This is a genomic window from Bradyrhizobium sp. 2TAF36 (genome assembly GCF_052114925.1).
Classification (GTDB): Bacteria; Pseudomonadota; Alphaproteobacteria; order Rhizobiales; family Xanthobacteraceae; genus Bradyrhizobium; species Bradyrhizobium barranii.
Genome location: NZ_JBFRFR010000059.1, coordinates 1 through 12,701, shown reverse-complemented (window position 1 = coordinate 12,701; position 12,701 = coordinate 1). Strand labels below are relative to the sequence as shown.

Below are 12,701 nucleotides of genomic sequence, written 5' to 3'. Positions count from 1 at the left end.
GTCCGGCATCAGAACTGGCCGGGCGGCAGCTTGAAGATGTCGGGGCTCTTGGCGTCCGCGACGTAGAACAGCAGCAGGCTGGTCGGGGTCAGCACACGCTGGTTGTTCTCCTTGTTCTCGAACGTGCCCTGCAGAAGCAGGATCACCGAGCGATCCTTGGCGTCGCTGCCACGGAACATCACGATGCCGCCGGCGACGGGCATGTTCATCGCGATCGAATCGGGCTTGAAGCCTTCGCCCATGAAATGGGCGCGCAGGATGTTGGCGTTGGAGAACAGCTTCTCCGGCGTCATCGCCGTGTCGGTCCCCTTCGACCAGACCGAGCCGACCTGGATCAGCGACTTGGACTTGTAGCCGAACACATAGGAGAGCTCGGCGGTGCCGCCGTTCGGCAGCAGCTCGGGAACGGAGAGCAGCAGACTGTGCGTCAGCTCGGACGCGTTGTCCTGCGCCCTGATCGCGTCGGGCTTGGCGCTGAAGTCCTTGGTCATCGCCGCGCGCACGTCGGATTCGTTCATGCCGAATTTGGCGGAGCGGAAGCCGTCGATCGCCTTGGTCGTCTTGTCGTCCGCACCGGCGGCCGGCGTCTCGGTCGCAGCAGCGACCGGCGCACCGGCGGCGGCAGCTGGCGCCGCACCGGCAGCGGCGGCTCTGGGTGCCGGCGCAGCCTTCTGCTTCGGCACCACTCCCTGAGCCGCGAGCGGCCCGGCTGCAACAGAGGTCAGCAGGCCCACGAGGGCCGGAAGAAGATAGATTTTGCGCATCGACAACCTTCGAAACAAACCTGAAACAACGCTTCAAAAAATCAGCCGCTCAGAAATCGACTTCTCCGAACCGTCGTCTCAACGAGACGGGAAATGTTGCAACGCCACAATGCGTTGCAGATCGTCACGGAGCAGACAAAGCTCGAAACAGCGACTCTTTGGCCGGGTAGGAATACGGTATCGGACTGCCGAATGCTGCGAATGAACATTCATAAGCGCATTTTTTCATCAATTGTGGACACCGCCCTTTCGCGTTAAGCATCCGGCTTGGGACAGACCATCGTGCAAAGAATTCCATGACCGAACGGCCTTCCGCGTTCGCGCTCGATCGCCGCGGCTTCATTCGCCTCGCGGGCACAACCGCTGCAGGATGGATTGCGATCGGCGCAACGTCAGATCGCATGCGGATCGTTGCCTCGCTGACGGGATTGCCGCTCGACGACGAACTGACCAGACGGAGCATGACCGACAGCCCGACCTCCCGCCTGGGTGGTCTCATCGTCGGCTTGAGGCAGCGAGGCTGGGTCGAAGGCGTCAACTTCCGCCTCGAACTTCGTTCGACCTTCGGCGGACCGGACAAGCTCAAGACCGCGGTCCAGGAGTTGCTCGAGCTCAAGCCGGACGTGATCCTGACCGGCTCGACCATCGAAACCGCCGCAGTCTTTGCCGCCACCAAAACCATCCCGATCGTTTTCGCGACCGCCAACGATCCCGTCGGCAACGGCTTCGTCGAAAGCCTCGCGCATCCGGGCGGCAACGTCACCGGCTTCACCAACAGCACCGCCGAAATGGGCGGCAAATGGCTTCAGCTCATCAGGGAGGCGGTGCCGGGTCTCGCGCGCGTCGGCGTCCTTTTCAACCCGGCGACCACGCCCCGCGCCGGGCGCTTCTTCCTCGAATCGATCGAGCAGGAAGCTGCGACATCAGGGGTGTCCGTGGCCCCCGCGCCCGTTAACGCGCCAACGGACATCGACGAAACCATCAGGCGCTTTTCCGAACCGCCCAAGGCGGCGCTGGTTGCGCTGGTCGACAGCTTCCTCGTGGTCCACCGTCAGGCGGTCGTGGCGGCGGCGGCCAAGCATCGCGTCCCCACGATCTATCCGTTCCATTACTTCATGGATGCGGGCGGACTGATGAGCTACGGGCCGACGCTGGAGGTGCGCTCGGCCGATTACGTCGATCTCATCCTGCGCGGCACCAAGGCCGGAGATCTGCCGGTGCAATCGCCGCGGAAATACGAGCTCCTGATCAACCGCACTGTCGCCCGCTCGCTCGGATTGAACATTCCATTCACGCTGCTGGCGCGCGCCGACGAGATCCGCGAGTGAACGAGGCGATCGACCAGGGACATTTGCGGACGCCCCCGGGCCGGTTGTTCCGAAAATATCTCTACTCGATCGTCGCCCTCGCCTTTGCCGCACTCGCCATCAACACCGGCTTCGACGTCTGGTTCTCCTATCGCGAGCAGAAGCAGCTTCTCGCGGCGACCCAGCGCGAGCAGGCAGCAAGCGCGGCCATCCAGATCGGCCAGTTCATCGGCCAGATCGAAAGCCAGATCAGATGGCTCTCGCGGCTGCCTCCGGAGCTGTCGAGCAACGAAGACGACCGCCTGAACGCCATCCGGCTCCTGCGCCTCTCGCCCGCGATCGCGGAAATTGCCGAGCTCGATTCGCAGGGCCGCGAGCAGGTGCGCGTGTCGCGCCGTGTCGCGGACAGAGTCGGCAGCAAGGCCGATCTCTCGGCCTCGCCGGCCTTCCGCGGTGCCAATGAAAGCCGGGCCTATTACGGGCCGGTCTACTTCCTCGGCGACACCGAGCCGTTCATGACGCTCGCCACGCGCGGGACCGGACGGAATCCCAATGTGATCGTAGCCGACGTCAATCTGCGCTTCATCTGGGACCTCGTCGCCGGGATCAGGGTCGGCAACACCGGCAAGGCCTATGTGGTCGACCGCATGGGAGTCCTGATCGCGCATCCCGATCTGTGGCCGGCGCTGCAACGGACCGATCTCTCCGGGCATGCCGACGTGCGCGCCGCACTCGATGGCGTGGGGCCGCCTTCGGGCGGCCTGGTCAAGGGGGATCTAACAGGCCTGCGCGTGCTCTCGACCTATGCGACGGTCCCCTCGCTCGGCTGGCTGGTGTTCGTCGAGCTTCCGCTCAGCGAAGCCTACGCCCCGATCTATGCATCGATCGGACGCGCGACGTTTCTCCTGGTCGTCCTGCTCGCCTGCGCGGTCCTGGTGTCCCTCTGGCTCAGCCGGCGCATGACCGTGCCGATCCAGATCCTGACGCAGGGCGCGCGGCGGATCGGCAGCGGCGATCTCGGCTTGCGGCTCGCGATCAAGACCGGCGACGAGCTGGAAGCGCTCGGCGACCAGTTCAACCGGATGGCCGCTCACTTGCGCGACTCCTATGCGACGCTCGAGCGCAAGGTCGTCGAGCGGACCGCCGAACTCGAAAAGACCCGCGATCAGGCCCTGGCCGAGCATGACGCGGCCGAGCGCGCGCGCAGGGCCGCCGTGCTGGCCAACGAGACCAAGTCGCGCTTCCTCGCCGTCGTCAGCCACGAGCTGCGCACGCCGCTGAACGGCGTCATGGGCGTGCTGCAGCTGCTCGACGACGGCAGCCTCGGCGAGGCCCAGCGCCGCCACCTCGCGACTGCGGAGGCATCGGGCGAAACGCTGATCGCGCTGGTCGATGCCATCCTGGAATATGCCCGCCTGGAGGCCAGCACCGAAACGCTGGAGACGCGCGACTTCCGCCTCCACCAGCTGATCGAGACCGCAGCGGAGCTGATGTGTCCGCAAGCCTTCGGCAAGGGCCTGACCTTCGACCTCGCCTGCGATGCGACGGTCGACACATCGGTGCACGGCGATCCGGTCAGGCTCAACCGCATCCTGCTCAATCTGATCGGCAATGCCATCAAGTTCACCCCGCACGGCGGAATTGCGCTCGCGGCGGCCGCCGAGCAACGCGACGATCATGTCCTGCTGCGCATCACCGTTCGCGATACCGGCATCGGCATCGCGCCCGACATGCACGAGCGCATCTTCGACGATTTCGTCCAGGCCGACGACAGCATCGCGCGGCGGTTCGGCGGCACCGGCCTCGGACTCGCGATCGCGCGCCGGCTCACGCGCCTGATGCGCGGCGAGCTGACGGTGGAGAGCACGCCGGGCGCGGGCAGCACGTTCACGCTTCAGGTGCCGCTCGGCCTCGCCGCAAGCGGCGTCGCGCAAGGCGCGGTCCCGCCGCCGTCGCGGCAGCTCCGGGTGCTGCTGGTCGACGACGATCCCGTCAATTGCGAGGTCGGCGAGGCGATCCTGAACCGGCTCGGCCATCGCGCGACGATCGCGAGAGACGGCGCGTCGGCCATCGCGCTCGCCCGCGATCAGGCATTCGACATCATCCTGATGGATCTGCACATGCCCGACATGGACGGCGTCGAGGCGGCATCGCGAATCGGCAAGCTCGGTCTGCCGAAAATGCCGCGCATCATCGCCGTGACCGCCGACGTGTCCACCAGTGCCCGCGAGCGACTCGCAAGCGCCGGCATCGCCAAGGTCGTCAGCAAGCCGATCCTGATCAACGCGCTGCGCGAGGCGATCGAGGACGCCCCGGATGAGCCGGCCGCACCACAACTCGCCGCGGGCGCATTGATCGACCTGCATTTCCTCGACGACCAGCGCGAGCTGCTCGGCCCCGCGCAAATCGAAAAGCTCCATCATTTGCTGGGGGAGACCAGCGGCAAGCTGATCGCAGACATCGCCAAGGCGGCAGCGATTGGCGATCACAAGCAGCTTGCGCGGCTCACGCACCAGCTCGGCAGCGCCGCCGGCGCGCTCGGCCTCGTCCGCTTGTTCGAGCGCAGCCGTGAGATCGAACTGGCGGCGCCCTCGATGTCCCCATCCGAATGCCAGAGCGCCGCGCGCGATCTCACCGCACTTCGTGATGCCTCGATGAGTGCGCTGGACGATCTGCTCCGGCCGGCCGAGCAGCGTTCAGTCAGTTAGGGATGCTCAGACCAGTTTGCCGAGCCCGGATTTGGCCTGGCGGACCATCTGATCGCTAGCGCCTTCCGCTTGCGACCCGAAGCCGAACTCCGCGGTGGACCGTTGTCATTCCTCAGGTAGCCCGGCTTTACGCAACGCGCTCGCCATTTTTTCGCGGAACGAAGGTTCGAGGCAGTACGTCCGAAAGAAGCTGTTTGCCTCGCGTATGGAGAACTCAGGCTCAAGTTTCAATAGCTTGGTAACATGGGCTTTTGCTTCGTCGAGCCTGTCGAGGGATGCGAGCGCGTAAGCCATGTTGAGATGACTAAGCCAAAGACCCTCGACGTAACCACGGCGAAATGTTTCGTAAGCTTCCTGATGTTCACCTCTAGACCAATGTCGCTTTGCGGGCGCATACCACCACAAGCTCGGTGCACTCGCTCCCATTAAGCCAAGCGCTTTTTCGGCCATGGCCGCGCCAGCATCCCAATGTCCCGAAAACGCCAGGCTAAGCCCCAACGAACCTATCGCGTAGGCATCATATGGATTGAGTGCAATCGCCCTTTCAGCTTCGTACTGCAGCAAGTCGGTCTGACAATTGGCGAAGTATCCAATGGCCAGGCGAAAGCGAACGAAGCTATCATCCGGCGCTAGCTCGGCCGCACGCAGTGATGCCTTCAAGATCGCTTCGTTGAGATAGAGCCGCTTGTCGATGCTTCTCGCTTCGTCTTGAGGCAATCCGAACCCAAACGACCGCTGATTGAGCATAACGCCAGCCAATACTGCCCAGGCAGTGGCGTTGGCGGACTCCTCGCGGGTGACGCGATCGAGACATTCGCGCGCTCTGATCACCGCTGCGGGTGTGCCGACCGTTCCTGCAAGTACGCCTTGGATAATGCACTCATAAGAGCTGAGCTCGCCGGTCGGCTTCGCCTGCACCCGCTTGTACTCGGCGGTCGCAATAGCACCCGGATAGGCAGCGATTAACGTTGCAGCTTGACCAGCGAGTTCGTCTTGAAGCGATGTCGACGAGATAATTTCGGAGCCAACCTCAAAGTTCCTTGACCATACCGAACTCGCCGCGAGCGCATCACTCAGTTGAATACTGATAGCCATGCCTTTGGCCGAACCTCTCAGGCTGCCACCAATGACATACTGGGCGCTCGTTTTTCGTGCTAGTTGCCCGTATTCGGTCGTCGTCATTGGTTCAGCGAGGGAGCGCTCGATGACACGCAAGGAAGAGAACTTGCCAATCGAGGCGCCAATATGCTCGGTCAAGATCGAGGCAACTGCATCATATCTTGGGTCTCCAGTATTATTGATGAGAGGGAGGATCAGAACTATCGGCCCCTGAGAGTGGGTCGGCTTGATCACTGAGCCCGTCGGCGTGCGCGGTGCAGTACTCGCGTGCACAAGCTCGGTGCGAGCCGGTTTCCAGGTCGTCCAATAGCCAATCAATCCAACGGCCAAAGCGCCTACCGCTGCCAGTAAGAACATCATGCCGAGTACGGTATTGGGACCAGATTTGATGTTGGCCAGTAGATGCATTGCTCGGCGAGCAGCGGTTTCTTTTACCGCGCTGTGGCCGATCAGGCCCGTTTCCTCGTGGCTTCTCACAATCCTGAACGGACCAAACGGGTACTTCCTTTGGCGAACATGCGAGACTGGCTCGCTACCGTGGCCAAGTATCGTGGGCGACGTGGTCGCAGTTGAGGCCCGTGTCGCTTGGCTAGGCGTCTCCCAGACCACGGCGTAGGATCTGATGGGACAAGCAATGTTCTTGAGGTTTTGCTCGCCCAAATCAGCGAACTGTACCCCGACCTTGCCTCGGATTTGATCGTAGGCAGAAGACGCGATGCATATGCCGCCCGGCTCCGCGATGCCCTCAAGCCGAGCCGCGATGTTAACGCCATCCCCAAAGATGTCGTGGGGTTCGACGATTACGTCGCCGATATTGATACCCACGCGCAAAGCAATGCGCGTGTCTCCTAATTCGTCGATCGTTATCTCCTTGATACGGGTCTGGAACTGCACGGCCCCGCGGACCGCTTCGACCGCGCTTGGAAACTCTGCCAGGAATCCGTCGCCGGTATTCTTGACGATGCGGCCGCGGTGTTCGGCGATCGCCGGGTGGACAGCCTCCGTTAAAAGGGAAGTCAGTCTAGCGTGTGTGTCCTCTTCGTCGCGATGCATGAGTCGCGAATAGCCAACCACGTCGGCGGCCAAGATAGCCGCTAACCTGCGCTCAACCCGGACTGGCCGCTCCTGCGCCATGGTACGCAATTCCAAGCCGCCCCTATTCTACAATGGGTTGCAAGGATTGCCCATCCGTTTGTGCCGCCTTCTGGCCCAAAGGCAAAATACCCCGCTTCTCGGCCGCTGTTCGGGGCCAAGCAGACATCGGCCGGCCGCTTGATGAGCCCGCGCCTACCTCAGCGCGTCCGCACACCCGCCTCCTCCTCGCGCCCAAACCGCTCAACCAGAAAATCGATGAACAGCCGCACCTTCACCGACAAATGCCGGGTCGGCGGATAGACCGCATAGAGCGCCAGTGGCGGCGCGGAATATTTGTCCAGCACCGTCCGCAGCTCGCCCTTCTTCAACGCATCGGCGGCAATGAACTCCGGCAGCAGCGCGAGCCCCCTGCCCTTGATCGCGACGTCGCGCAGCACTTCGGCATTGTTGACGCAGAGCGACCAGGCCGGCTGGATCCAGTGATCGCCGTCGCTGCCCGTGAGCTTCCACTGATTGCCTGTCAGCAGGAAGCCGTAGGTCAACGAGACATGCTCGCGCAGGTCCTGCGGATGCTTTGGCGTGCCGTGACGCGCGAGATAATCGGGCGAAGCGCAGATCATGCGCGCCACCGGCATGATTTTTCGCGCGATCAAACTCGAGGATTCCAATTCCGCAATCCGCAGCGTCACGTCAAAGCCGTCCTGGACGGGATCGAGCAGATCGTCGCTGAGCACGATCTGGAGCTGAAGCTCGCCATAGCGCGCCATGAAATCGGCCAGCACAGGACCGAGCCGCATCGTGCCGAACGACATCGGCGCGTTGACCCGTAGCAGGCCGCGCGGCGCCGACTGGGCCTGCGCCACCGCCTGATCGGCGGCCTCGATCTCCGAGAGGATCACGACCGCGCGCTCGAAGTAGCGCTGGCCGTTCTCGGTCGGGCTTGCGTGGCGCGTCGTCCGGTTCAGAAGCTGGACGCCGAGGCTCTCCTCGAGGTCGGCGATGTATTTGCTGATCGCCGAGCGCGACAGCCGCAGCTGCCGGCCCGCCTCGGCAAAACTGCCGCTTTCGACCACCTTCACGAAGGCCCGGAGGCTGGCGACCTTATCCAAGGGCCGGCCCCCGGCGATTGTTTCCAAATCGTAGACATAGATGTCATATTTGCATGGATTGTCTCCAATCCAAAGCGGAACGATATTTCCACCCAGAGCAAGACCGCTCCCCGAATTCTGGAGGACGACAATGTCTGGACTGCACCACGTCACCGCGATCGCCGGCGATCCCATCCGCAATTTCGGCTTCTACACCCGGGATCTCGGCCTGCGCTTCGTCAAGAAGACGGTCAATTTCGACGATCCCGGCACTTACCACTTCTATTACGGCGACGAGACCGGCCGCCCCGGCACCATCCTGACCTTCTTCCCCTGGGCCGGCGTGCCCGCCGGTCGCCGCGGCGTCGGCGAGACCCATCAGACCGCCTTCCGTGTGCCGCAGCGCTCGCTCGGCTACTGGACGCAGCGCTTCACCGAGAAGGACATCGCCTACGAGGCGCTGGAGAAGCGTTTTGGCGAGTCCGTGCTGCCGTTCACCGACCCTGACGGCATGGCGCTCGCGCTTGTGGGTGTCCCCGGTGCCGAGAACGAGCCCGGCTGGAGCAATGGCGACGTCCCGGCCGAGCACGCGATCCGCGGCTTCCATGGCGTGACCTTGCTGCTCGACAGCGCGGCGAAGACGGCTTCCGTGCTCACCGACGTGTTCGGCTTCAAGGAGACCGGACGCGAGGGCTCGGTGATCCGCTTCAAGGCGCCGGGCGATGCCGAAGGCAGCGTCGTCGACATCTACGAGGCCAAGGGCTTTTTGCGCGGACATCAGGGCGGCGGCTCCGTCCATCACATCGCCTTCCGCGCGGCCGACGACGCCGAGCAGGGCCGGATGGCGCAAAAGCTCGTGAGCAATCACGGCCTGCATCCGACCGAGCAGAGGGACCGCAACTACTTCCGCTCGATCTACTTCCGCGAACCCGGCGGCGTGCTGTTCGAAATCGCGACCGATATCCCCGGCTTCGCCGTCGACGAACCGGTCGCAACGCTGGGACGTGATCTGAAGCTGCCGAGTTTCCTCGAAGCGCAGCGCAAGCAGATCGAAAATGTTCTGCCGAGCCTGGAAGAAAGCGCGTCATGACCGAGAGCACATTCATCCATCGTTTCGAGCCCGCGACCAGCGCGGGCTCCCCTCCGATGCTGCTGCTGCACGGCACCGGCGGTGACGAGAACGACCTGCTTGGGCTCGGCAAGATGATCTCGCCCGGCTCCGCGCTGCTCTCGCCGCGTGGCCGCGTGCTCGAGCACGGCATGCCGCGCTTCTTCCGCCGTCTCGCCGAGGGCGTGTTCGACGAGGACGACGTGCGCCGGCGCGCGCTGGAGCTCGGCGACTTCGTCGCGGATGCGCGGAAGCAATACGGCATCGCCGCGCCGGTTGCGGTCGGCTTCTCCAACGGCGCCAACATCGCAGCCGCGCTGTTGCTGCTGAAGCCGGACGTCCTGGCAGGCGCAATCCTGCTGCGTGCCATGGTGCCGCTGTCGGATCCGCCGAAGGCAGAGCTTGGCGGCAAGCCGATTCTGCTGCTGTCCGGGCAGGCCGATCCGATCGTGCCGGCGAGCAATTCGGCAACGCTTGCGGCGCTGTTGTCGGAAGCCGGCGCGCGTGTCGACCACAAGGTCCTGCCGGCAGGCCATCAATTGTCGCAGGCCGACGTCACGCTGGCCCGCAACTGGATCGGCAGCGTCGACGCCAAAGCGGCATGAACCAACGAGCGGCGCATCGTTCACGAACGGTGCGCCGCTCATTCGCCTTGCGATCCGTCAGGCAGATTTTCGAAGCGATTGTTTCTTCGGTTGCGGTCTCGCCGCGCGGCCAATGGTGGCGATCGCCTCCATCTCGTCGACGAGGCCGGACCGATCGATATCGACTTTCATGGCCTCGCCGAGCAGACAGGCCGCCTTCCTGAATTGCGGCTCTGCAATCAATCGGTTCACCGCCGCGGCAATTTCCGCTTCGGAGGCGGTTGGAGGCAATTGAAGCCCTGCCCCCTTCGCTTCGACGCGCGCGGCGTTGGCAGCCTGGTCTCGCCCCATTGGCAGGATGAGCTGCGGCAGTCCGTTGATGAGTGAACGCGTGGTCGTTCCGTGGCCGCCTTGCGAGATCACCACGGAAACATCCTTCATGACGAGGTCATGGGGAGCGCCCCGGACCAAATGCACGTTCTTCGGAGCCCGGAGATCGGCGACGTCGACATTGGGACCGGCTGTTGCAAGGGCATCGATCTCGACCGCCTCCATCGCGTTGATAATGCGCTGAAACAGCTCGCGCTGACCCTGCGCGCCCGTGCTGCATGCGATCAGCCCGCGAGGACGATCCGACTGAGCCGACCATGGCGCTCGCCACGCCTCCGTCTGCCGAGATTTTGACCAGTTCGGTACATCGAGCAGCGGTCCGACATAGCGGAAATTGTCGGGCAGCGCGTCCGCTTGAAAGTCGAACGCTCGACTGGTCGCGAGCAAAAGCCGGTTGGCCCGATCGAACAGATCGTAGACATCTGCCAGAAGCGGAAGACCCAGATCGGCACGCGCGCGGTTGAGACTTGGCAGAAACACATTGAGTGTTTCGGTAAGCCTGGCATTGGCGGCGTCGACTTCGGCGCGCTCTTCCGACGTTTTCGGTTGCCTCAACCCGCTGGTGGCCGGCGGCATTCCCGGCAGGGGCCGAATGCTGACATGAGGGGACAGCAGAGCGAAAGGCACGCCTGACGCCTCCGCCCCGAGCGCAGCTCCAAACAGCACGTCAAGCACGAGAACGGCATCCGTCGGCATACGGCCGATCTCATCCCGTACATCGGCCGCATAGAGCGCAGCAGGATCAAAGACGGCCTGGCGTAGAAAGTCTTTCACATCCGAGACGTCCACCGGATCCGCAGCCTTTCCGGTCGGGGCGCGGCGCCATGCGACAAATGCAAAGCCGGAGGCCTCGACTTCCGAGCGCATCGCCGGATCCGCCATCACCCGGATATGATGTCCATTCCGGTGCAATCTCCGCGCCGCAGTCAGCAGCGGGCTCAAATTCCCGAGGGTCCCCCACGACGCCAGCAGAAAATTATAAGACATCGTAGAACCCTTTCGTCACGGTTGCGAATGCGCTGTCGCAATCCATCCTGCGCAACCCAATGCAGGCTTCCGGACGGACGCGTGGCTGCGCTTGTGTTCGCGCGGGCCACGCCAAGAATGGAGCGGCGCGCGCTACCGAACGATGTCTCCCCGGAGGGAGATGGTTACAGCCGTAAGGAGAGGAAGGCCGCTTATGGGCCAACGCGGACATTGGAGCTGATGGCCAGGTCCGCTAAGCGGCAAGAGCGGTCCAACTGTTCAGGACGCGGATTTGTCCGCTAAGGGCCACATCCGGACATCTAGGATGTTGCCGCTCCCCGAGAACTGTTATTGTTGAGCGGTCTTGCGTCTAGGGGATGATGATTGTGTCTCCAGCAGAACTGTCGAACAGCGAGGCGGAACTCCGGTCGTTCATTTCGGTCGCGATCCCAACCTTTCGACGTCCTTTTGGGCTGCAACGCGCGATCGAAAGCGTGCTGCAGCAGGACTTCTCCGATTGGGAAATGGTGATCAGCGACGACGAAGGGTTAGTGGGCGAGAGTTGTCGCCTCTTGTCCGAATATGTCAGCACAGAACCGCGCATCCGAGTCGTCGAGAACCGCAGAGGCCGTGGTCAGGTCGAGAACACGAACAATGCGATGCTTGCGTGTCGCGGTCCCTGGATCAAATTGTTGCATGACGACGACTGGCTCGCGCCAGGGGCGCTTACGTCTTTCGCGAGACTTGCGTTGGCCTACCCCGCCGCGGCAGTCATCACCTCCACAAGCCATCTGGTGCAAGACAAAGGCATAAAGTACCGGCAAGGGGGTGAGATTTACGTGTATTCGGGCCAACAGTGCCTGACTGATCTCTATTTGGTGGGCAAAACGCGGTCGCTCGGAATTGTCCCATCGACGCTGTTGGTCAATAGCAACGTCGTCAAAGCCGGCTGCCTGATGCGAAACTACAAGTCGATAAGTTGGGGGGTCGACCAACTGTTCTTCATTGATCTGGCCTGCCATGGTGACATGGTAGCGATAGACGATGGTCTTATCTTTTACGACATGACCAACCACCCCTGCATCACGGCAGACGGGTCGTTCACTCACATTGACCAAGAGACAGTCGATCTCAAACGCCTCACTTGGAGCCTTTTGGAAGATAAAGGAGAACTTCCCGATCCTGAAACGGTCGTGCGTGCGTTGCGGGTTGCTCGACTACGCGGACGGATCGGCCGGCAGCCACTCGGCGCAACGATCCGTGACGCAATCCAAATCCTGCGCCCCTCGGTCCTGATGGCTCTCAACAAGATCATCCGTGCTCGGGCGCGCGCGCCGGGTGCAATTTAATTCATCCTTTCTGCGGGAACGCTCTGATCTGATAGCGCAGCTAACTGACCGCCGCTCGAAATGGCAAGGTCCCCTATGGGTCTTGGGTGTGTGCAAACGGATAGGTCGGCACGCGGCCGTGGTCGCCAATCGTTGCAGGCGGCCGATGTCTCGCGTCGGAGCGTCCAATGACTGGCCAAAGTGGGTATCGCGACGCGATATTGCGCTTTTGGAGGCACTTTCC

The 12,701-nt window shown here is 62.9% G+C and carries 9 protein-coding genes; 5 read left to right on the top strand and 4 right to left on the bottom strand.

The window, feature by feature from the left end; all coding sequences use genetic code 11:
* Nucleotides 1-8: 8 nt before the first annotated feature.
* Nucleotides 9-764 (bottom strand): hypothetical protein, encoded by a 756-nt coding sequence (locus AB4Z51_RS30045; RefSeq protein WP_085403209.1) that lies wholly within the window; start codon nucleotides 762-764, stop codon nucleotides 9-11.
* A gap of 296 nt (nucleotides 765-1,060) precedes the next feature.
* On the opposite strand from AB4Z51_RS30045, the gene AB4Z51_RS30040 reads away from it, so the two are divergent.
* Both AB4Z51_RS30040 and AB4Z51_RS30035 read left to right on the top strand, forming a co-directional pair.
* The gene (locus AB4Z51_RS30040; protein ID WP_085403118.1) at nucleotides 1,061-2,092 is read left to right on the top strand and encodes an ABC transporter substrate-binding protein; all 1,032 of its coding nucleotides are present in this window, start codon (nucleotides 1,061-1,063) and stop codon (nucleotides 2,090-2,092) included.
* The gene (locus tag AB4Z51_RS30035) at nucleotides 2,089-4,779 is read left to right on the top strand and encodes a hybrid sensor histidine kinase/response regulator (protein ID WP_085403117.1); all 2,691 of its coding nucleotides are present in this window, start codon (nucleotides 2,089-2,091) and stop codon (nucleotides 4,777-4,779) included. The genes AB4Z51_RS30040 and AB4Z51_RS30035 overlap by 4 nt, the downstream gene beginning before the upstream one ends.
* Nucleotides 4,780-4,884: 105 nt before the next feature.
* Here AB4Z51_RS30035 and AB4Z51_RS30030 read toward each other — a convergent pair whose 3' ends face one another.
* Nucleotides 4,885-7,032, bottom strand: a complete 2,148-nt coding sequence (locus AB4Z51_RS30030) for an adenylate/guanylate cyclase domain-containing protein (protein WP_441498600.1) — start codon at nucleotides 7,030-7,032, stop codon at nucleotides 4,885-4,887.
* Nucleotides 7,033-7,190: 158 nt separating this feature from the next.
* On the bottom strand, nucleotides 7,191-8,102 hold the full coding sequence (locus tag AB4Z51_RS30025) for a LysR family transcriptional regulator (protein ID WP_085403115.1): 912 nt from the start codon (nucleotides 8,100-8,102) through the stop codon (nucleotides 7,191-7,193).
* Between the two features lie 130 nt (nucleotides 8,103-8,232).
* On the opposite strand from AB4Z51_RS30025, the gene AB4Z51_RS30020 reads away from it, so the two are divergent.
* Nucleotides 8,233-9,171, top strand: coding sequence for a ring-cleaving dioxygenase (locus tag AB4Z51_RS30020; protein ID WP_085403113.1), 939 nt, complete (start codon nucleotides 8,233-8,235; stop codon nucleotides 9,169-9,171).
* Nucleotides 9,168-9,794 carry an alpha/beta hydrolase gene (locus AB4Z51_RS30015; protein WP_085403112.1) on the top strand — a complete coding sequence of 209 codons (627 nt, stop codon included), beginning with the start codon at nucleotides 9,168-9,170 and terminating at the stop codon, nucleotides 9,792-9,794. The genes AB4Z51_RS30020 and AB4Z51_RS30015 overlap by 4 nt, the downstream gene beginning before the upstream one ends.
* Nucleotides 9,795-9,851: 57 nt before the next feature.
* Here AB4Z51_RS30015 and AB4Z51_RS30010 read toward each other — a convergent pair whose 3' ends face one another.
* Nucleotides 9,852-11,030 carry a glycosyltransferase gene (locus AB4Z51_RS30010; RefSeq protein ID WP_441498599.1) on the bottom strand — a complete coding sequence of 393 codons (1,179 nt, stop codon included), beginning with the start codon at nucleotides 11,028-11,030 and terminating at the stop codon, nucleotides 9,852-9,854.
* A gap of 479 nt (nucleotides 11,031-11,509) precedes the next feature.
* Here AB4Z51_RS30010 and AB4Z51_RS30005 point away from each other — a divergent pair, with 479 nt between their 5' ends.
* On the top strand, nucleotides 11,510-12,478 hold the full coding sequence (locus tag AB4Z51_RS30005; protein WP_085403208.1) for a glycosyltransferase family 2 protein: 969 nt from the start codon (nucleotides 11,510-11,512) through the stop codon (nucleotides 12,476-12,478).
* Nucleotides 12,479-12,701: the final 223 nt, after the last annotated feature.

What these genes read in the sequence shown, in the direction of transcription:
- AB4Z51_RS30040 (WP_085403118.1), top strand. Translation starts at nt 1,061, where the DNA reads ATGACCGAACGGCCTTCCGCGTTCGCGCTCGATCGCCGCGGCTTCATT.
- AB4Z51_RS30030 (WP_441498600.1), bottom strand. Translation starts at nt 7,032, where the DNA reads ATGGCGCAGGAGCGGCCAGTCCGGGTTGAGCGCAGGTTAGCGGCTATC.
- AB4Z51_RS30005 (WP_085403208.1), top strand. Translation starts at nt 11,510, where the DNA reads ATGATTGTGTCTCCAGCAGAACTGTCGAACAGCGAGGCGGAACTCCGG.
- AB4Z51_RS30020 (WP_085403113.1), top strand. Translation starts at nt 8,233, where the DNA reads ATGTCTGGACTGCACCACGTCACCGCGATCGCCGGCGATCCCATCCGC.
- AB4Z51_RS30010 (WP_441498599.1), bottom strand. Translation starts at nt 11,030, where the DNA reads ATGCGCTCGGAAGTCGAGGCCTCCGGCTTTGCATTTGTCGCATGGCGC.
- AB4Z51_RS30045 (WP_085403209.1), bottom strand. Translation starts at nt 764, where the DNA reads ATGCGCAAAATCTATCTTCTTCCGGCCCTCGTGGGCCTGCTGACCTCT.
- AB4Z51_RS30015 (WP_085403112.1), top strand. Translation starts at nt 9,168, where the DNA reads ATGACCGAGAGCACATTCATCCATCGTTTCGAGCCCGCGACCAGCGCG.